Annotated in this window: 15 protein-coding genes; 10 read left to right on the top strand and 5 right to left on the bottom strand. The window is 69.1% G+C overall.

Annotated features, from left to right (window positions below):
- Positions 1–76 precede the first annotated feature (76 nt).
- A complete protein-coding gene (locus ABEA30_RS01650) occupies positions 77–2,980 on the top strand; it encodes a glycoside hydrolase family 3 C-terminal domain-containing protein (protein WP_345578006.1) in 2,904 nt (967 codons plus the stop codon).
- Between the two features lie 59 nt (positions 2,981–3,039).
- Here the strand turns inward: ABEA30_RS01650 and glf are convergent, their stop codons facing one another.
- Positions 3,040–4,179, bottom strand: coding sequence for a UDP-galactopyranose mutase (gene glf, locus ABEA30_RS01645; RefSeq protein ID WP_345578003.1), 1,140 nt, complete (start codon positions 4,177–4,179; stop codon positions 3,040–3,042).
- Between the two features lie 89 nt (positions 4,180–4,268).
- Between glf and ABEA30_RS01640 the strand changes: the two genes are divergently transcribed.
- On the top strand, positions 4,269–4,982 hold the full coding sequence (locus ABEA30_RS01640) for a LytR/AlgR family response regulator transcription factor (RefSeq protein ID WP_345578000.1): 714 nt from the start codon (positions 4,269–4,271) through the stop codon (positions 4,980–4,982).
- Positions 4,979–6,286 (top strand): ATP-binding protein, encoded by a 1,308-nt coding sequence (locus tag ABEA30_RS01635; RefSeq protein WP_345577997.1) that lies wholly within the window; start codon positions 4,979–4,981, stop codon positions 6,284–6,286. Before ABEA30_RS01640 ends, ABEA30_RS01635 begins: the two co-directional genes overlap by 4 nt.
- A gap of 295 nt (positions 6,287–6,581) precedes the next feature.
- Here the strand turns inward: ABEA30_RS01635 and ABEA30_RS01630 are convergent, their stop codons facing one another.
- From ABEA30_RS01630 to ABEA30_RS01620, 3 genes are read right to left on the bottom strand one after another with little or no spacing between them, the layout of a single operon-like run.
- Positions 6,582–7,601 carry a glycosyltransferase family 2 protein gene (locus tag ABEA30_RS01630; RefSeq protein WP_345577994.1) on the bottom strand — a complete coding sequence of 340 codons (1,020 nt, stop codon included), beginning with the start codon at positions 7,599–7,601 and terminating at the stop codon, positions 6,582–6,584.
- A complete protein-coding gene (locus tag ABEA30_RS01625; RefSeq protein WP_345577991.1) occupies positions 7,598–8,221 on the bottom strand; it encodes a hypothetical protein in 624 nt (207 codons plus the stop codon). The genes ABEA30_RS01630 and ABEA30_RS01625 overlap by 4 nt, the downstream gene beginning before the upstream one ends.
- A gap of 23 nt (positions 8,222–8,244) precedes the next feature.
- Positions 8,245–10,638, bottom strand: a complete 2,394-nt coding sequence (locus ABEA30_RS01620) for a glycoside hydrolase family 3 C-terminal domain-containing protein (RefSeq protein ID WP_345577988.1) — start codon at positions 10,636–10,638, stop codon at positions 8,245–8,247.
- Between the two features lie 262 nt (positions 10,639–10,900).
- Between ABEA30_RS01620 and ABEA30_RS01615 the strand changes: the two genes are divergently transcribed.
- The 5 genes from ABEA30_RS01615 to ABEA30_RS01595 all read left to right on the top strand — a co-directional run bounded on the left by ABEA30_RS01615 (position 10,901) and on the right by ABEA30_RS01595 (position 14,998).
- Entirely contained in the window at positions 10,901–11,110 is a 210-nt protein-coding gene (locus tag ABEA30_RS01615) for a CsbD family protein (RefSeq protein WP_345577985.1), read from the top strand.
- Between the two features lie 176 nt (positions 11,111–11,286).
- Complete coding sequence (locus ABEA30_RS01610; protein WP_345577982.1) at positions 11,287–12,786, top strand: methylmalonyl-CoA carboxytransferase subunit 5S; 1,500 nt, start codon at positions 11,287–11,289, stop codon at positions 12,784–12,786.
- Positions 12,787–12,796: 10 nt separating this feature from the next.
- Entirely contained in the window at positions 12,797–14,353 is a 1,557-nt protein-coding gene (locus tag ABEA30_RS01605; RefSeq protein ID WP_345577979.1) for an acyl-CoA carboxylase subunit beta, read from the top strand.
- A 12-nt stretch (positions 14,354–14,365) separates the two neighbouring features.
- Positions 14,366–14,626, top strand: a complete 261-nt coding sequence (locus tag ABEA30_RS01600; protein ID WP_345577976.1) for a hypothetical protein — start codon at positions 14,366–14,368, stop codon at positions 14,624–14,626.
- 12 nt (positions 14,627–14,638) lie between these two features.
- Positions 14,639–14,998 carry a biotin/lipoyl-containing protein gene (locus ABEA30_RS01595; RefSeq protein ID WP_345577973.1) on the top strand — a complete coding sequence of 120 codons (360 nt, stop codon included), beginning with the start codon at positions 14,639–14,641 and terminating at the stop codon, positions 14,996–14,998.
- 151 nt (positions 14,999–15,149) lie between these two features.
- Here the strand turns inward: ABEA30_RS01595 and ABEA30_RS01590 are convergent, their stop codons facing one another.
- Entirely contained in the window at positions 15,150–16,181 is a 1,032-nt protein-coding gene (locus tag ABEA30_RS01590; RefSeq protein WP_345577970.1) for a serine hydrolase domain-containing protein, read from the bottom strand.
- Between the two features lie 68 nt (positions 16,182–16,249).
- Between ABEA30_RS01590 and ABEA30_RS01585 the strand changes: the two genes are divergently transcribed.
- Entirely contained in the window at positions 16,250–16,789 is a 540-nt protein-coding gene (locus ABEA30_RS01585; RefSeq protein WP_345577968.1) for a PadR family transcriptional regulator, read from the top strand.
- A gap of 84 nt (positions 16,790–16,873) precedes the next feature.
- Positions 16,874–18,292, top strand: coding sequence for an AI-2E family transporter (locus ABEA30_RS01580; protein WP_345577965.1), 1,419 nt, complete (start codon positions 16,874–16,876; stop codon positions 18,290–18,292).
- Positions 18,293–18,395: the final 103 nt, after the last annotated feature.

Below are 18,395 nucleotides of genomic sequence, written 5' to 3'. Positions count from 1 at the left end.
TCATTGAACCTGTGCTCGAAGGAGACAAGTAGTGAACGCCAGACCGAAGAAGGTCTCTGATCGCCGGAAGGCGCCAATGCCGAACAAGAGGTTCCTGTGGATCTGGGTCCCCGTCCTCGTGACGGTGACCGCCCTGATCATCGCCGCCAATGTGGCGCTCGTGGTCGGTGGCGGCTGGGTCGCCTCCCAGCTCGGTTCTGGTACCTACACCTTCACCAACTCGGAGGAATCCGAGGGGTGGGACACCGAGTACTACACGGCCGATTTCGCCACCATCGATGATGTCGACGCGGCGGCCAAGGAACTCGTCGAGGAGATCGCCGCCGGCGGCATCGTGCTGGCCAAGAACGACGGCGCGGCCCTGCCGCTCGCCTCGGCCCGGCGGGTCACCATGTTGGGCCGCGCGGCCGCGGACCCCGTCTTCGGCGGCGCCGGCTCCGGCTCCGTCGACACCCGCTCCGCGGTGACCGCCCGCGGCGGGCTCGAGGGCGCCGGGTTCGAGATCAACGAAGAGGTCTACACGGCCATCGAGGCGTTCGCCGCCGAGAACCGTCGGGGCCACATCGAGATGGACAACCCCGAGGCCTCCAGCTACACCATCGGTGAGCTCCCCGTCGCACAGTACGAGGCCCTCCAGGGCTCGTTCCAGGACTTCGCGGATGCGGGCATCGTCTTCATCGGCCGCCCCGGCGGCGAGGGCGGCGACCTCACCCGTGACATGGCCGGCTGGGACGAGAACGCCGTCGATGGTCAGCACCAGCTGGAACTGAACCAGGACGAGCGCGACCTCATCGAGCTCGCGAAGTCGTCGTTCGACACCGTGGTGGTCGTCGTCAACGCCTCCACCACCATGGAACTGGGCGATCTCCAGGACGACGCCGGGGTCGACGCCATCCTGCTGGCCGGCTCGCCCGGCGCCAGCGGATTCTCCGCGCTCGGCGGTATCCTCGCCGGCGACGTGAACCCCTCGGGCCGCACCGCCGACGTCTGGGCCGCCGACTTCACGAAGGACCCCACCTACGCGAACTTCGGCGACTTCATCTACAACAACATCGAAGCCTCCTTCCCGGTCTCGGCCGTGGAGCGCGCCACCTCCAACGCGACGCTGACCTCCGACGCCCCGTTCGTGAACTACGCGGAGGGCATCTACATCGGCTACCGCTACTACGAGACGGCGGCCGCTGAGGGCTTCATCGACTACGACGACGCGGTGGTCTACCCGTTCGGCCACGGCCTCAGCTACACCGACTTCGCTTGGCGCGTCGTGTCCTCCGAGGCGGGTGCCGTGGACGGCGCCATCTCGGTGGAGGTGGAGGTCACCAACACCGGTGCCGTCGCCGGCCGCGACGTCGTCGAGCTGTACTACTCGGCGCCCTACACGCCGGGCGGCATCGAGAAGGCAGAGGTGGTCCTGGGGGCCTTCGCCAAGACGGACATGATCGAACCGGGCGCCTCAGAGACCCTCACGCTCGAGTTCGCGGTCGAGGACATGGCGTCCTACGACCACCTGGAGAACCGCGCCTACGTCCTGGAGGCCGGCGACTACGAGATCAGCCTGCGCACGGACTCGCACACCCTCGCCGACGGCGTGGAGCCGATCGCCTACACCGTGGACGAGACCGTGGTGTACTCCGGCGACAACCACCGCTCCACCGATCTCACCGAGGTCACCAACCAGTTCGACGGCGTCTCCGAGCAATTCGCGGCCGCGCCCCAGGACGGCAAGGTCGTCTCGATGTCGCGCGCCGACTTCGCGGGCACCTTCCCGACCGCCCCGTCGGAGGATCAGTACGTGGCGGGCGACGCCATCGTCGCCGGCTTCGCACCGTGGGACCACGAGGCTGCGGCCGACGAGTTCGACGGCGACAAGCCTGCCACCGGCAAGGGGTCGGACCTGACCCTCATCGACATGCGCGGCCTGGCCAAGGATGATCCCCAGTGGGCCGAACTGCTGGATTCGCTGACGGTCTCCGAGATGTCCGACCTGCTGCTCAACGGCGCCTACCAGACCGCAGGCATCGGCTCGATCGCCAAGCCGCAGACCCTGGAGCCGGACGGCCCCGCGGGCTTCTCGTCGTTCATCAACTCGTCCATCAACGGCGTTGCCTACCCGTCGCAGTTCCTCATCGCGCAGACGTGGGACGTGGACCTCGGCACCGAGATGGGCCGCATGCTCGGCAACGAGGCGCTGCACAAGGGCATCAACGGCTGGTACGCCCCGGCGGCCAACCTGCACCGCTCACCGTTCGGCGGCCGCAACTTCGAGTACTACTCGGAGGACCCGCTGCTGTCGGGCAAGCTGCTCACCGCGGTGGCCAACGGTGTCGGCGAGAAGGGCGTCTACACGATGCTCAAGCACTTCGCGCTCAACGAGCAGGAGACCAACCGCGTCAACAACGGCATCGCCACCTGGGCCACGGAGCAGACCATCCGGGAGCTGTACCTCAAGCCGTTCGAGATGGCCGTGAAGGACATCACGATGGACGTGTCCTACATCGCCGGCGAGGACGGCACCCGCGCCGACACCACCATAGGGGCGGCGGGCATCATGAGCTCGTTCAACCGGATCGGCACCACGTGGGCCGGCGGCTCCGAGGCGCTGATGCACAACGTGCTGCGCGACGAATGGGGCTTCCAGGGCTTCGCGATCTCCGACTTCAACCTGTACCCGTACATGAACCCGAACCAGGGCATCTCGGCGGGCACCGACCTGACGCTGACGTTCCAGCCGTCGAAGTCGTTCGTCGACACCAAGTCGGCCAAGGCCGTCACCGACATCCGCAACGCCACCCACAACATCCTGTACACGGTGGCCAACTCCAACGCGATGAACGGGCTCGCCCCCGGCGCCACCGTCGACTACACGCCGCCGTCGTGGGTCTACATCCAGTACGCCGCCACCGTGGTGCTGGGCGCGCTGGTGCTGCTGGGCGCGTTCCTCGTGTGGCGCCGGGTGCGCAGGCACTCGACGGCGGGGTAACCGTCATCCGCACCCGCCCTGCGGGGTCCGCTTCGTGCGGGCCCCGCTTTGCGCGTCCCTCAGAACCAGCCGCGCACCGTGCCGTCGAAGCGGCTGAGCGCCGAGCCGATCGCCATGTGCATGTCGAGGTACTGGTAGGTGCCCAGCCGGCCGCCGAACAGCACCCGCGGCTCCTCGGCCGCAGCCTGCCGGTACTGCTCTAGCACCGCGCGGTCGTCGGCGGTGTTGACGGGGTAGAACGGCTCGTCGGCGGCCTCCGCGAACCGCGAGAACTCGCGCACGACGATGGTGCCGCCCTTGTGGGTGCGCTCCGGGTGGAAGTGCTTGAACTCGAGCGTGCGGGTGTAGGGCACGTCCTCGTCGCACTCGTTGATGACGGAGGTGCCCTGGTGGTCGTCGACGTCGAGCACGCGGCGGTCGAAGTCCAGCGTGCGCCAGCCCAACGCGCCGAAGCGGTGGCCGAAGTAGCGGTCCAGCGGGCCGGTGTAGACCACCGGCACCCGCCCCACGGTGGCGTCGCGGCTCAGGTCGTGGCCCGGCTCGAGGAAGTCGACGCCGAGGCGGATGTCGATGCGCGGGTGGTCCGCCATGCGCTGCAGCCACGCCGCGTAGCCGTCGCGCGGCATGCCCTGGTGGGTGTCGTTGAAGTAGCGGTTGTCGTAGGTGAACCGCACCGGCAGGCGGGTGATGATGCCGGCCGGGAGGCTGCGCGGGTCCGTCTGCCACTGCTTGGCGGTGTAGCCGCGGATGAACGCCTCGTACAGGGGGCGGCCGATCAGCGAGATGGCCTTGTCCTCCAGGTTGGCGGGCTCGCGGCCGCCGAGTTCGGCGGCCTGTTCGTCGATGAGGCGCCTGGCCTCGTCGGGACCCATCCCGCGACGGAAGAACTGGTTGATGGTGCCCAGGTTGATGGGCAGCGGGAACACCTCGCCGCGGTGCCGGGCGAAGACGCGGTGCTCGTACGGGGTGAACTCGGTGAACTGGTTGACGTAGCCCCACACCTTGTCGTTGGAGGTGTGGAAGATGTGCGCGCCGTAGGTGTGTTCCTCGATGCCCGTGGCGTCGTCGACGGTGCTCCATGCGTTGCCGCCGATGTGCCCGCGCGATTCGACGACGGTGACCCGCACGCCCAGTTCGTTGGCGGCCCGCTCCGCGATGGTGAGCCCGAAGAGTCCGGAGCCGACGACCAACAGATCCATGTTTCCTCCCGGCTGGGGTACCGGTCGAGGATACCAGCGGGGCGGTGGGGGCCAGTGGATAATGTAAGCCCACTCGAGGAGGCCTGCGCATGATCACGATCGGCGTCGTCGACGACCAGCCGGAGAGCCGGCACCTGCTCCAGTCCTACCTGGCGCGCTACGAGTTCGACAACGGCGTGCAGTTCAAGGTGGAGGAGTTCGAGGACGGCTCGGAGCTGACCGCCGCCTACCGGCCGCGGTTCGACATCATCTTCCTCGACGTGCAGATGGACAACCTCGACGGGTTCGCCACCGCCCGCCTGATCCGCGAGGTGGACCCGGGCGTGATCCTCATCTTCGTGACCAACATGGCGCAGTTCGCCATCAAGGGCTACGAGGTGGACGCGCTGAGCTACCTGCTTAAGCCCGTGCCGTACTTCGCGTTCTCGCAGGAGCTCAAGCGCTCGCTGGAGCGGCTGGACCGGGCCCGCGACGACCACATCGTGCTGAGCGTCGGCGGCGAGGTGTTGCGGGTCAACCTGGCAGATGTCGTCTACATCGAGAGCATCAAGCACCGGCTGGTGTTCCACACCGTCGAGGGCCGGATCTCGATGATCGGCACGCTCAAGGAGATGGCCGCGCAGCTCGAGCCGCGCGGCTTCCACCGCTCCAACAGCTTCCTGCTGGTCAACCTGAGGCACGTGGAGGGCTTCAGCGGCACGGAGTCGCGGCACACCGGCGGTGTGTCGCTGCCCGTCAGCCGGGCCCGCAAGAAGCCGTTCCTGGAGGCGCTCACCGGCTACTTCGGGGGGAACCCGGCGTGACCGAGGTCCTGCCGAACATCCCCCGGGTGGTCACCGGGCTGGCGGAGTGGCTGGCCTGCGTCGTCTACATCCTCGTGCTGCCCCGACGGTGGGGAGACCTCGGCACCGGCGTCGTGCTGGCCGGCGGGCTGGGGCTGTTGGTGTCGGTGCAGCTGTTCGCCGGCACGCTGCCGCAGTACCTGTGGACGCTGGGCATGGGCTTGGCGGCCACGAGCATGCTGGCGCTGATCGGGGTCGCCACCACCGTCAACGTGCGTGACGCCGGCTACGTGACGGCGCGGGCGTTCGTGCTCGCCGAGCTCGTCGCGTCGTTGGAGTGGCAGATCCACACCTTCTACTTCCACCCCGAGCCCGGCGTCCTGGCCCTCGTGCCCAGCATGGTGCTGCTCGCGCTGTACGCCGTCGCGTTCGGCGGTGGCCACATGCTGGAGCGGCGGCACTTCGACGGCGCCGCGCCCGCCGTCGGCCCCCGGATGCTGGCCATCGCGGTGGCGATGGCAGTGGGCACGTTCGCGCTGAGCAACCTGAGCTTCGTCACGCCCGACACCCCCTTCAGCGGCGAGCTCTCCCGCGAGGTGTTCTACATCCGCACGCTGGTGGACCTCGCCGGCTACATCGCGCTCTACGCGCAGCACGAGCAACTGCGCAAGCAGCGCGCCGACCTGGACCTGGCCGCGATGGACGCCATCCTGCGCACGCAGCACGACCAGTACCTGCAGGCCAAGCGGGACATCGAGCTGGTGAGCCGCGCCTCGCACGACCTGAAGCACCACCTGGCCGTGATCCGCACCGAGCTGGACCCGGAGCAGCGGGGCAAGCACCTGGACGCGCTGGAGGAGTCGCTGGACCAGTTCGGCGCCGCGTTCGACACCGGCAACCCGGTGCTCGACACGGTGCTGACGTCGAAGGCCCGGTACTGCCGCTCGCGGGGCATCAACTTCACCGCAGTCGCCGACGGGGGCGCGTTGGGCTTCGTCGACGTGATGGACCTCGCGAGCATCTGCGGGAATGCGTTGGACAACGCGATCGAGTCGGTGTTCCGGCTGCCTGACCCGGAGCAGCGGATCATCCGGGTCGCGGTGTTCAACCAGGCGCGGTTCGTGGTGCTGCGGTTCGAGAACTACTTCGACGGCGAGTTGCGCTACGAGGAGGGCGAGTTGGCCACGAGGAAGGTCGGCGGCCAGCACGGCTTGGGCATGCGGAGCATCAAGCAGACCGCCGAGAAGTATGGCGGTGAGGCGACGTTCGTGGGTCGCGACAACTGGTTCACGTTGACGGTTTTGCTGCCGTTGAGCGTCGGCTGAGCGGGTCCCTGAGCCGGGCGCCCCGCGCCCGGTCGAAGGGCGCCAGGCGTGACTGGGGGCTGCTTCGATGGTCGCTGGTCCTTCGACCGCTCGTAGGACTCGCGGCTCAGGAAGCGGGGCGGTCCTTCGACCGCTCGTAGGACTCGCGGCTCTGGAAGCGGGGTGGTCCTTCGACCGCTCGTAGGACTCGCGGCTCAGGAAGCGGGGCGGTCCTTCGACCGCTCGTAGGAATCGCGGCTCAGGAAGCGGAGCGGTCCCTCGACCGCTCGCAGGACTCGTGGCTCAGGAGACCCCGTCAGTTGAAGCCGACGACCGCCTGCGCCACGCGGTAGGCCAACACCGACACGGTGCGACCCGTGCGGCCCGGCAGGTTCACCAACTGGCCGATGCTGCTGCGCCGCAGCCTCCGGTGCGCCGGGGCGTGGGCGGCGCGCAGGTCTCGCCACAGGTCGCGCTTGGCCTGCAGGTGCTCCCTGCCACCGGCTCGGATCAGCATGATCGACGACACGCCGCACACCAGGCCCAGGTAATGCACCTGGTAGCGCTGCAGCGCCTTCGACGTCGTGCCCGCCGATGGCAGGGCCGCGATCATCATCCGGTTGACCCGGAGCTGCTGGTCGAGGCGCTTCAACATCACGGCCTCGTTGACCGACTGGTCGGCGCGCCCGATGTGGTAGCGGTACAGGTCGACGTCGAGGTAGTACATGCGCTGCACGTAGGGCAGCGGCAGGAACGCGTACAGGTTGTCGACGTAGAACGTGTGCTCTGGCAGCCGCATGCCGCTGTGCCGCAGCACCGCCGTGCGATACGTCAGGGCATGCATGAGCATGCCCTGGTCGGGCCGGAAGCGGCCCACCTCGTCCCAGCCGAACTCGCGGCCCACGGGCAGCGTCGAGCGGTACCGCATCGCGTGGCGGCGCTCGCGGCCCTCCTTCTCGTAGACGAAGTTCGTCACCACGAGGTCCAGCCGGTCCTGGCCGCGCAACACGCCCAGCAGCGCCGTCAACGCGTCACGGCTGAGCCAGTCGTCGCTGTCGACGACGCGGAAGTAGCGCCCGGTGGCGGCGTCGAGCCCGGCGTTGACCGCGGAGCCGTGCCCGCCGTTGGGCTTGTCCACGACCCGCACCACACCGGGGTGCGCCTCGGCGTAGCGGTGCGCGATGGCGGAGGTGTCGTCGCTGGACCCGTCGTTGACGACGACGACCTCGAGGTCGTCGTCGAACGGCAGCATCGAGTCGAGGCAGCGGTGCAGGTAGGCGGCCGAGTTGTAGCTCGGGATGGCCAGCGTGAGCGTCTTCACGATCCCTCCGGTCACACGGTCTGCTTGGCGGGGAGCTCTTCGGCGGCCACCGGCTCCTGCCGGAAGATCACCTTGAAGATGGGGTAGAACACCCAGAACGAGATGGCGGCGTTGATGATCATCGTGATCACGTCCGCGGCGGTCTCACCCGTCTGGCCCCAGCCCAGCGTATCGATCAGGAAGCCGTAGATGGGTGCCTTGTAGAACCCCTGCGCGGCGGCTGCCACGAGCGTGATCACCACGTAGGCCACCAGGTACCAGAACGCGGCACGCCACACGCTGGTGTTGGACTTGAACGTGATGTTGCGCTGGGCGAAGAAGTTGATCACCTGCGCGATCCCGATGGCCAGCTGCACGGCGAGGAAGTACGCCAGCCCGCCGCCACCGTCGGGGAGCGGGCCGGCTGCGTAGTCGAAGATGTAGTACTGCGAGCCGTCGACGTTGGAGCCCAGCGGCCACACCTGGAAGTTGGTGTCGATCAGCGACGTGCGCGCGAAGATCGCGCGGAACAGCGGCATGACGACGATCTGCAGGACGGTCACGCCGTTGCTGAGGATGAAGAACATCAGGAACTTCGACAGCTCCGGATGGCGCTCGCTGAAGCGGCCCCACATCGTGCGGATCTTCGTGAACATGGTGGAGGTACTCCTCGGGGGGGTCAGTGGGTGGTGGTGAGCTGGCGGGTGAGTTCCCGCGTGGTGCGCCGGTTGCGGAGGAATCCGCCGACGATGGCGCGGAGTCCGCGGAAGTGGTGGCCGTTGACGAGGGTGACGATGCCGTCGATCATCTCGTCGCTGACCATCCCGTTGGACATCTTCGCGATGGCCCGCAGCGGCATGTTGTAGAGGAACTGGATGTTGAGGTCAGGTTCGCCCCTCGCCTCGCTGCGGCGCCGGAGGGTGAGCAGCACCCAGTGCGCGAACCGGGCCAGGGGGCTGCGGGCCCGCCGCAGGTCGCCGACGGGGTCGTTGCGGTCGATTTCGGCCGAGCCCGATTCCCGGGGGACGGTGATGCCGAACAGGTCGCGGAACTCGTCGTCGGTCAGGCCGCGCAGCATCTCGCGGCGCACGGTCTCCGGAGCGACGGTGGGGTCGATCGCGATGCCGGGCACCTCGACGTCGCCGCTCAGGCGCAGATCCGCCGAGCTGGCGCCGATCAGGATGCGGCGCGTGCCTCCCTCGACCTCCCACACGCCCGAGGTGGCGTCGAAGTGCCGCCACGTGTAGCGGTCGAACGGGATCGTCACGCGGGTCGACTCGCCGGCCGCGAGGTGCGCCTTGGCGAACCCCTTGAGTTCCTTGACCGGCCGTACGACGGCGCTGTTGGGCGTCGACACGTACAGCTGCGCCGTCTCGGCTCCCGCCACCGCGCCCGTGTTGGTGATGGTGAACTCGGCGCCCTCGGGGCCCAGGCGGAGGTCGGAGTAGCTGAAGGTGGTGTAGCTCAGGCCGTGGCCGAACGGGTAGCGCACGGAGCGGCCCGCGGCCTCGGCATGGCGGTAGCCGACGAACAGGCCCTCGCGGTACACGCTGGGGCGGCCCTCGGCGGGGAACCGGCCGAACGTGGCGGTGTCGGACAGCGACACGGGGTAGGTCTCCGCCAGCTTGCCCGACGGCGTGACCTCGCCCGTCAGCACGCGAACCGCCGCCTCGGCGCCCGCCTGGCCGGAGAGGTACCCGTGGAGCACGGCGCGGGTCTGTTCGGCCCACGCCATGTCGACGACGGAGCCGGCGCTGAGCACCACGATGACGTCGGGGTTGGCGGCCGCCACCGCGCGCAGCAGCGACAGCTGGGCCTGCGGCAGGTCCAGGTGTTGGCGGTCCACGCCCTCGGACTCGCTGATCTCGTCGAGCCCCAGGTGGACGACGACCACGTCGGCGCCCCGGGCGGCCTCTACCGCCTGCGCCTCGAGTTCGCCGTCGATGGGAGCGTGTCGACGGTAGCCCTGCGCGAAGGCGGTGACCTCCAGGCCGCTTCCCGCGAGCGCCTCGCGCGCCGATGTGAGCCGGGTCGGGTTGACCTGCGACGACCCGGCGCCCTGGTAGCGGGGCGTGTCGGCCATGTCGCCGATGAGGGCGACTCGCGTGCCGGGCGCCAGCGGCAGGAGGCCGCCCTCGTTGCGCACCAGCACCATGGACTCCTCCGCCGCGCGGCGGGCCAGGGCGTGGTGGGCGTCGAAGTCGACGGCGGGCCGCTCGCCGTCGGCACCCGACAGCGCCAGCCGGATCACCTCGGCCGCCCGCTCGGTGAGGGCCTCCTCGGAGAGACGGCCGTCGGCGACGGCCTCGACGAGCTGGCGCACGGAGTCGAGCCCGGGCGCCGGCATCTCGAGGTTGGCGCCGGCGGCGATGGCCGCGACGGCGTCGTTGCTGCCGCCCCAGTCGCTGATCACCACGCCGTCGAAGCCCCACTCGTCGCGGAGGATATCGGTGAGCAGGTGGCGGCTCTCGTGCGCGTAGGTGCCGTTGACGAGGTTGTAGGAGCTCATCAGCGCGCGCGGCGACGCCTCGCGCACCACGATCTCGAACGCCGTGAGGTACAGCTCGCGCAGCGTGCGCTCGTCGACGACCGAATCCGACGCCATGCGGCGCAGTTCCTGGCTGTTGACGGCGAAGTGCTTGGGCGTGGCGGCCACGCCCTCGGACTGGATGCCGCGCACGTAGCCGGCGGCCAGCTTCCCGCTGAGGTAGGGATCCTCGGAGAAGTACTCGAAGTTGCGCCCGCCCAGCGGGCTGCGCTTCAGGTTCAGGCCGGGGCCGAGCAGCACGTCGACGCCGAGCGCGGCGGCCTCGCGCCCCAGCGCCCGGCCCACCTCCTCGGCGAGCTCGACGTCCCAGCTGCAGGCCACCGTCGCGGAGGTCGGGAAGCAGGTGGCGGGCTCGGAGGCGTTGAGGCCCAGGTGGTCACCGGAGCCCACCTGCTTGCGCACGCCGTGCGGGCCGTCGGCCATGAAGAACGACGCGACGCCGTGCGCCGGCAGGGCGCGGGACTCCCAGACGTTGCGGCCGCTCAGCAGCGCCGCCTTCTCGAGCGTCGTCAGTTCTTCAGTCATCGACCATCTCCGTTGATTCGCATCCCCCGGCCGCCGCCGGGCGGGCCGGGGAGGGGTTGCGGAAAGTCGACCACAAGCCCCGGCGGCAGCGGCCGGGGCGATGCACAGTCGGCACGTTCAGCGGCAAGATCCGTCGCGCGCGCAGTCAGGGCCGGTTGCGACGGGATCGGCCGAACCCCTTTTCTGTGTCCCTTGTCGCGGGTACATTGGGGAGTCCTATCGGCCGACACTGAGGAGGCAATCTATGGGATTAGATGACAAGATGAAGGAAGCAGTCGGAAAGGCCAAGGAAGGCATCGGAGACGCGACCGACAACGAATCACTCCGCCGTAGCGGTCAGGCTGACCGCATCGAGGCAAATGTCTCGGAGCTCGGCGACAAGGCCAACGATCGAGTTGGCGACGCCACAGGCGCTGTCGCAGACAAGGTGGAGGATCTCAAGGACTCAGTCACCGACGACCGTCGTCACTGACGGTCAGGCCCCAAGGCCCTGAACCGGACGGGACCGCCCTCGGGCGGTCCCGTCCGCCGTTTCCGCACCGTTGCGTCGACGGTGGCGAACGGCACCACACAATACTCGGGCGGGCTGCGTCGAATTCTGCGGGGGTGCCCTTCGGAGCGTCAGGAGCCCATGATTGGATGGTCCACATGACAGCGCGAAAGATCGGCGTAACGGAGCTCGTCCTCCGCGACGCACATCAGAGTTTGATGGCGACCCGCATGGCCATGGAAGACATGGTCGATGCGTGTGAGGACATCGACCAGGCTGGTTACTGGTCGGTCGAATGCTGGGGCGGCGCGACGTTCGACGCGTGCATCCGCTTCCTGAACGAGGACCCGTGGAAGCGGCTGCGGACCTTCCGTGAGCTGATGCCCAACTCGCGGCTCCAGATGCTGCTGCGCGGCCAGAACCTGCTGGGCTACCGCCACTACGAGGACATGGTCGTCGAGAAGTTCGTGGAGAAGTCCGCCGAGAACGGCATGGACGTGTTCCGCGTCTTCGACGCCCTCAACGACCCTCGCAACATGGCCAAGGCCATGCAGGCGGTCAAGGCCGTCGGCAAGCATGCGCAGGGCACCATCTGTTACACGGTCTCGCCCGTGCACACCGTCGAGGGCTACATCAAGCTCGCCGGCCAGCTCCTGGACATGGGCGCCGAGTCCATCGCCCTGAAGGACATGGCCGCGCTGCTGCAGCCCCAGCCCGCCTACGACATCGTCAAGGGCATCAAGGACACCTACGGCGACGTCCAGATCAACGTCCACTGTCACTCCACCACGGGCGTGACGCTCGTGTCGCTGATGAAGGCCATCGAGGCCGGCGCCGACGTCGTGGACTCGGCCATCTCGTCGATGTCGCTGGGCCCCGGCCACAACCCCACCGAGTCGCTCGTGGCGATGCTCGAGGGCACCGGCTACACCACGGACCTCGACATGGAGCGCCTCCTGAAGATCCGCGACCACTTCGCCGCGGTGCGCCCCAAGTACAAGGAGTTCGAGTCGGCCACGCTCGTCGACACCGACATCTTCTCCTCCCAGATCCCCGGCGGCATGCTCTCGAACATGGAGTCGCAGCTCAAGGCCCAGGGCGCGGGCGACCGCATCCGTGAGGTCATGGAGGAGGTGCCGCGGGTCAAGGCCGACGCCGGGCAGCCGCCGCTGGTGACCCCGTCGTCGCAGATCGTGGGCACGCAGGCGGTGTTCAACGTGCTGATGGGCCGCTACAAGGTGCTCACCGGCGAGTTCGCAGACCTGATGCTCGGCTACTACGGCGAATGCCTGGGCGAGCGCAACGCCGAGGTCGTCGAGCTGGCGAAGGCGCAGGCCAAGAAGGAGCCCATCACGGACCGCCCGGCAGACCACCTCAAGCCCGAATGGGACGAGCTGGTCAAGGCCGCCTCGAACCTCGACGGCTACGACGGCTCGGAGGAGGACGTGCTGACCAACGCCATGTTCCCGGGCGTGGCACCGAAGTTCCTGGCCACGCGGGACCAGGGCCCGAAGAACGTCGGCAAGACCGAGGCACAGATGAAGGCCGAGGCCGCAGCCAAGAAGGGCAGCCCAGACCGCCCCGGCATCACCGGCCCCGTCAAGTACAACGTCACGATTGCCGGCCGCTCGCACAGCGTCGCCGTCGAGCCGGCCTAAGGAGAATTGCATGACCAAGCAGCACACCATGGAGGAGCGCCTCGCGCAGCTCGCCGAGCGCCGCGCCCACGTGCACGCCGGTGGAGGTGAGGACAAGCTCCAGAAGCAGCGCGACAAGGGCAAGCTCACCGCCCGCGAACGCATCTCCGCCATGCTCGACGAGGGCTCCTTCCAGGAGACGGGCGCGTTCCGCAAGAACCGCACCACCACCTTCGGCATGGACAAGGCCGACATGCCCGCCGACGGCGTGGTCACCGGCTCCGGTTCCGTGATGGGCCGCCCCGTCCACATCGCGTCGCAGGACTTCACCGTCATGGGCGGCTCGGCCGGCGAGGCGCACTCGGTCAAGGTGACTGAGGCCCTGCAGGCGTCGCTGCGCACCGGCACGCCGTTCGTGTTCATCAACGACTCGGGCGGCGCGCGCGTGCAGGAGGGCATCGACTCGCTCTCCGGCTACGGCAAGGTGTTCTACGCCAACGTCCTGCTCTCGGGCGCGGTACCGCAGATCTCGATCATCGCCGGCCCCTGCGCGGGCGGCGCGGCCTACTCGCCCGCGTTGACCGACTTCATCATCCAGACCCGCAAGGCCCACATGTTCATCACGGGCCCCGGCGTGATCAAGCAGGTCACCGGCGAGGAGGTCACCCAGGACGACTTGGGCGGCGCCGACGCGCACATGGGCCGCTCCGGCGTCGTGCACTTCGTGGCCGACGACGACGAGCAGGCCATCCTGATCGCCCAGAAGCTGCTGAGCTTCCTGCCGCAGAACAACACGGAGGACGCCCCCATCGTCGACCCCGACGACGTGGTGGAGCCCAACGAGAAGCTCCGCAGCATCATCCCGGTCGAGTCCAACAAGGGCTACGACGTGCGTGAGGTCATCGCCGAGATCGTCGACCACGCCGACTTCCTCGAGGTGCAGGCCGGCTGGGCCCGCAACATCGTGGTGGGCTTCGGCCGCGTCGTGGGCCGCACCGTCGGCATCATCGCGAACCAGCCCAGCGTCATGTCGGGCGTGCTCGACATCGACTCGTCGGACAAGGCCAGCAAGTTCATCCGCTTCTGCAACGCGTTCAACATCCCGGTGATCAACCTGGTGGACGTGCCGGGCTTCCTCCCCGGCGTCGCGCAGGAGCACAACGGCATCATCCGCCACGGCGCCAAGATGCTGTACGCCTACTCGGCGGCCACCGTCCCGAAGATCACCGTCGTGCTGCGCAAGGCCTACGGCGGCGCCTACCTGGCCATGTGCTCGAAGGACCTGGGCGCCGACAAGGTGTTCGCCTGGCCCACCGCTGAGATCGCCGTCATGGGTGCGGAGGGCGCGGCCAACGTCGTGTTCCGCCGCGAGATCGCCGCAGCCGATGACCAGGACGCGCGCCGCGCCGAGCTGGTCGAGGAGTACCGCGAGACGTTCTCGACGCCGTACATGGCCGCCAGCCGCGGCCTCGTCGACGACATCATCGACCCGGCCGACACCCGCCGCGAGATCGCCATGGCGCTCGAGCTGCTCGTCGGCAAGCGTGAGATCCGCCCGGCCAAGAAGCACGGCCTCGGGCCTGCGTGATCGGAAGGCAGCATGGAAGACACCCAGATGCAGGAGCTGCGTGACCTGGTCGCGCAGCTCACCGAGCGGATCCAGGGCCTGGAAACCCAGGTCGCCGAGCTGCAGGCCGCCAAGGAGATCCCCGAGGCGGACCTGATCGCCATCGGCGCCGCCGTGGCCGCCTACTTCGGCCACAAGGCCAAGATCCGCGCCATCCGCTACGGCTCGCAGACCCACTGGGCCGCCGCCACCCGCAACCGCGTCCACGACCGCTCCGTCCTGCACGTCCGTTAGGAGACAACCACTATGAAGCTCAAGGTGACCGTCAACCAGACGGAGTACGAGATCGACGTCGAGGTCGAGGAGGAGGAGCGCCCCGGGCTCGGCCCGATCGTGATCGGCGTCAACGGTGGGGCCAACCCCATCCCGACGAAGGCCTCGGTCAGCGCCGTCAGCTCCAACGCCGTCGTGGCCCCGCTGGCCGGTTCCGTCGCCCGCATCCTGGTGGGTGAGGGCGACGAGATCGAGGCCGGCCAGGTGCTGCTGGTGCTCGAGGCCATGAAGATGGAGACCGAGATCACCGCCCCTGCGGCCGGCAAGGTGTCGGCCATCCTCGTCGGCCCCGGCGACGCGGTGCAGGGCGGGCAGGCCCTCATCGAACTCTGACCGTTCCCTGAGCCTGCCCCGCGACGAAGGGCAGCAACGGTCTGTTCCCTGAGCCTGCCCTGCGACGAAGGAGCCAGGCAGGTCGAAGGGCCGGGCGCCCCGCCTCCCCCAGGCGGGGCGCCCGTCTGTTTTCCTGCGCTCTGTCGGCCAGCTAGCGGCCCAGTAGCCTGGCCACCTCGAACAGGGTCCGGAAGCTGCGGCTCATCTCGCCGGTGGCCCCGAAGCCCAGTACGACGTCGACGCCGTGCGTGGGGAACCGCCAGAGGTGCGCGGCCAGCACGCCGAGGTGCCCGACGGGGCGGGGCCACCCGCGCAGCCATGGCATGAACCCCTCGAAGCGCACGGTCATCACGCCGGTGCCGTAGTGCAGGCCCGGCCGCATCCGGTGCAGCGGGGTGGTCAGGTCGGCGAAGGTTCCCGGAGGCAGCAGCCGCCCGTCGTGCAGCGCGGCGGACAGCGTCAGCCAGTCGTCGACGGTGGCCGCGATGCCGCCCCCCGCCCAGTCGACGGTGAGCGCGGGGGAGGCGGTGTACTCGTGGCGGCCCAGCCTCAGTGGGGCGATCGTGCTGCTGCCCGTGGCGGGCTGGGTGCGCCATGGCAGGAACGCCCGGTGCATGCCCAGCGGCTCGAACACGCGGGTGTGCACCAGGTCCTCGAAGCGCTGTCCGGTGGCTTCCTCGAGCGCGAGTCCCAGCAGGACGAAGCCGGTGTCGCTGTAGTGGAACCGCTGGCCGGGGGTGCCGACGGGGCGCTGACGTTCGCGGGTGATTGCGAGGAGGTCCTGGGGCGTCCAGGCCCGCTGCGGGTCACGGGCCAGCAGCTTCAGGGTGCGTTGTCCGGAGGTGACCCTGCCGTCGAAGTAGTCGGCCACTCCCGAGGTGTGCTGCAGGAGGTGGCGCAAGGTCACGGTGGTCTCCGCCCCGGGCGCGAACAGGCCGGTGAGCGCTGCCGGTGGGAGGACGTCCGCCAGCCGGGTGCCCACGTCGGGGAACTGCCCGACGGTGAGCGCGGTCGTGACGAGTTTGCCCACGCTGGCCGCGTGGAACGGCAGGTCGGGGGTGCCGAAGCGGTAGTCGAGGTCCGCGCCGCGGACGGCTGCCAGGGGCGCGCCGAGCCCGCCGCGCCGTCGGGTCACGGAGGTGAGGTGTGCGTCGAGGTTCCGGGCGAAGGAGGTGGCGTCCATGTGGCAGGCTTTCAGAACAGAACGATACGTGATGTGACGAAGCGTAATATAACGGTGGGAGATATCCAATGCTGAGCAACGTGGTGCTGGGAATGCTCATGGCCCTGGGCCCGCAGACGCTCTACTCGCTGCGCAGGGCCTTCGAGCGCAGCGCCGCCATGCTCTACACCGGCAGCCCCGGTTCGCTGCAACACGCGCTGCGCGCCCTGACCGATGCCGGGCTGGTGGAGGTGGCGGCGGTGACGGAGGGCGGCCGCAACAAGAAGGTCCACACCGTCACCCCCGCCGGCGTGGCTGCGTTCCACGCGTGGATCCGCACCCCCGTCGACGACGGCGACCTCGAGCTGGGCGTGCTCACGCGCATCTTCCACCTGGGCCTGGTGGAGGACTCGGCCGAGCGGGTGCAGATCCTGCGGGGGCTGGCCGCTGCCGTCGAGCGGGGCCTCGCGGAGCTGGAGGCGGTGGCCGAATCCGTCGCGACGGTGCCCGGCGCCGGCACAGACCTCCACCGCTACCAGGTGGCCACCCTCCACTATGGGGTGGCCGCCCACCGGACCGCACTGGACTACGTCAGCCGGCTCGCGGCGGCGGAGGCGCAACGCCCCTGATCCGCCCTGATTGTGCCCCCGGGGGGTGGCCTTTCGGCGTCGGGCCGGCCTGTAGTGTGGGGTCGCAGAAGCAAAGGAGCGCGCGTGAGCCACGACACCCCCGGCGATGTGACGCCCGGCCCTGCTGGCGGCCTGCCGTTCGACGAGGAGACGCTCGTCGCGTTGCCGTCGCCTGATCCCTCGGCCCCGGTGGACCGTGCCGACGTGATCGGGGAGGGTGGCCGCTGGGTCGCGGCGTGGGCGGGCCGGTTCATCCTCATGGCCGCCGCCGTGCTGATCCTCGGCTGGCTGGCCCAGAAGTTCTGGAGCGGCATCCTCCCGGTGCTGTTCGCGCTGCTGTTCGCCTCCGTGCTCTGGCCGCTGACCAACTGGCTCAAGCAGCGCGGCGTCCCCTACGGCGTGGGGTCGGCCATCTCCCTGCTGGGCGGCTTCGGCGCGTTGGCCGGGCTCATCTGGCTGATCGCGCCCAGCATCGCGTCGCAGTGGTCGACGCTGTCCGGGCAGGCCGTCAAGGGTGTGCGGCAACTCCAGGAGTGGGCAGCGGGGCCCCCGTTGAACATCCGCGACGAGCAGCTCAACGAGTGGATCAACCAGGGCCTCTCCTGGGTGCAGGGCCGCAGCGGTGAGCTGTTCGGGCAGGCGCTCAACGTCACCGGCTCCATCGGCAGCGGCGTGGTCACCCTCCTGCTGACGCTGGTGCTCACGTTCTTCTTCCTCAAGGACGGCAACTCGTTCCTGTCGTTCACCCGCCGCATCGTGGGCCGCAAGGCCGGGTTCCACGCCACCGAACTGCTCACCCGCCTGTGGAACACACTGTCGGGCTACATCCGCACGCAGGCCATCGTCAGCTTCGTCGACGCAGTCCTCATCGGCCTGGGCCTTGTGGTGCTCAACGTGCCGCTGGCGTTCCCGCTGGCCGTGATCACGTTCATGGCCGGCTTCATCCCCATGGTGGGTGCCATCACGGCGGGCGCACTGGCCGTGCTGGTGGCGCTGGTGTCCAACGGCATCTACACCGCGCTGTTCGCGCTGCTCCTGATCATCCTCGTGCAGCAACTGGAGGGCAACATCCTCCAGCCGCTGCTGCAGTCGAGGGTCATGCAGCTCCACCCCGTCGTCGTCCTCCTCGCGGTGCTGCTCGGCGGCGTCTGGGGCGGCATCGTCGGCGCGTTCCTGGCGGTGCCGATCGCCGCGTCCGCCGCCGTGGCCGCGCGCTACCTGGGCGACCTCATCGACCTGCGCACCGGGGAGAAGCGCGCCGAGGACATCCGCTGGGCCACCGACGACGGCCACACCATCGCCTTCGAGGGTGAGCAGCACGCCGCCTTCTTCCGGGCGTTGGTGCGGCGCCGCACGGCCCGCCGTGAGGCGGAGGACGGCGGCGACAGGGCCACCGTCGAACTGCCCGGCGGCGACGAGGCCCGCCTCGAGGGCACCGGCTGGTTGGGCAAGCTAATGCGTCGCAGGCCCATTTCGGAGCAGGACGAGGACGACGAGCAGTAGCGCTGCGCGAAGGACCAACGAGGCTGACCATTTGGCCGTTTGTCCTTGACGGGCCCGGATGCCCCTCGGAAGGTGGCCTTGACCCCTTCAAAGGCGAAAGGCA

The sequence above is a fragment of the Tessaracoccus lubricantis genome, assembly GCF_039544535.1.
GTDB classification, from domain to species: Bacteria; Actinomycetota; Actinomycetes; order Propionibacteriales; family Propionibacteriaceae; genus Arachnia; species Arachnia lubricantis.
The sequence above is the reverse complement of the archived record's forward strand: the minus strand, read 5'-3'. Positions and strand labels throughout refer to the sequence as shown.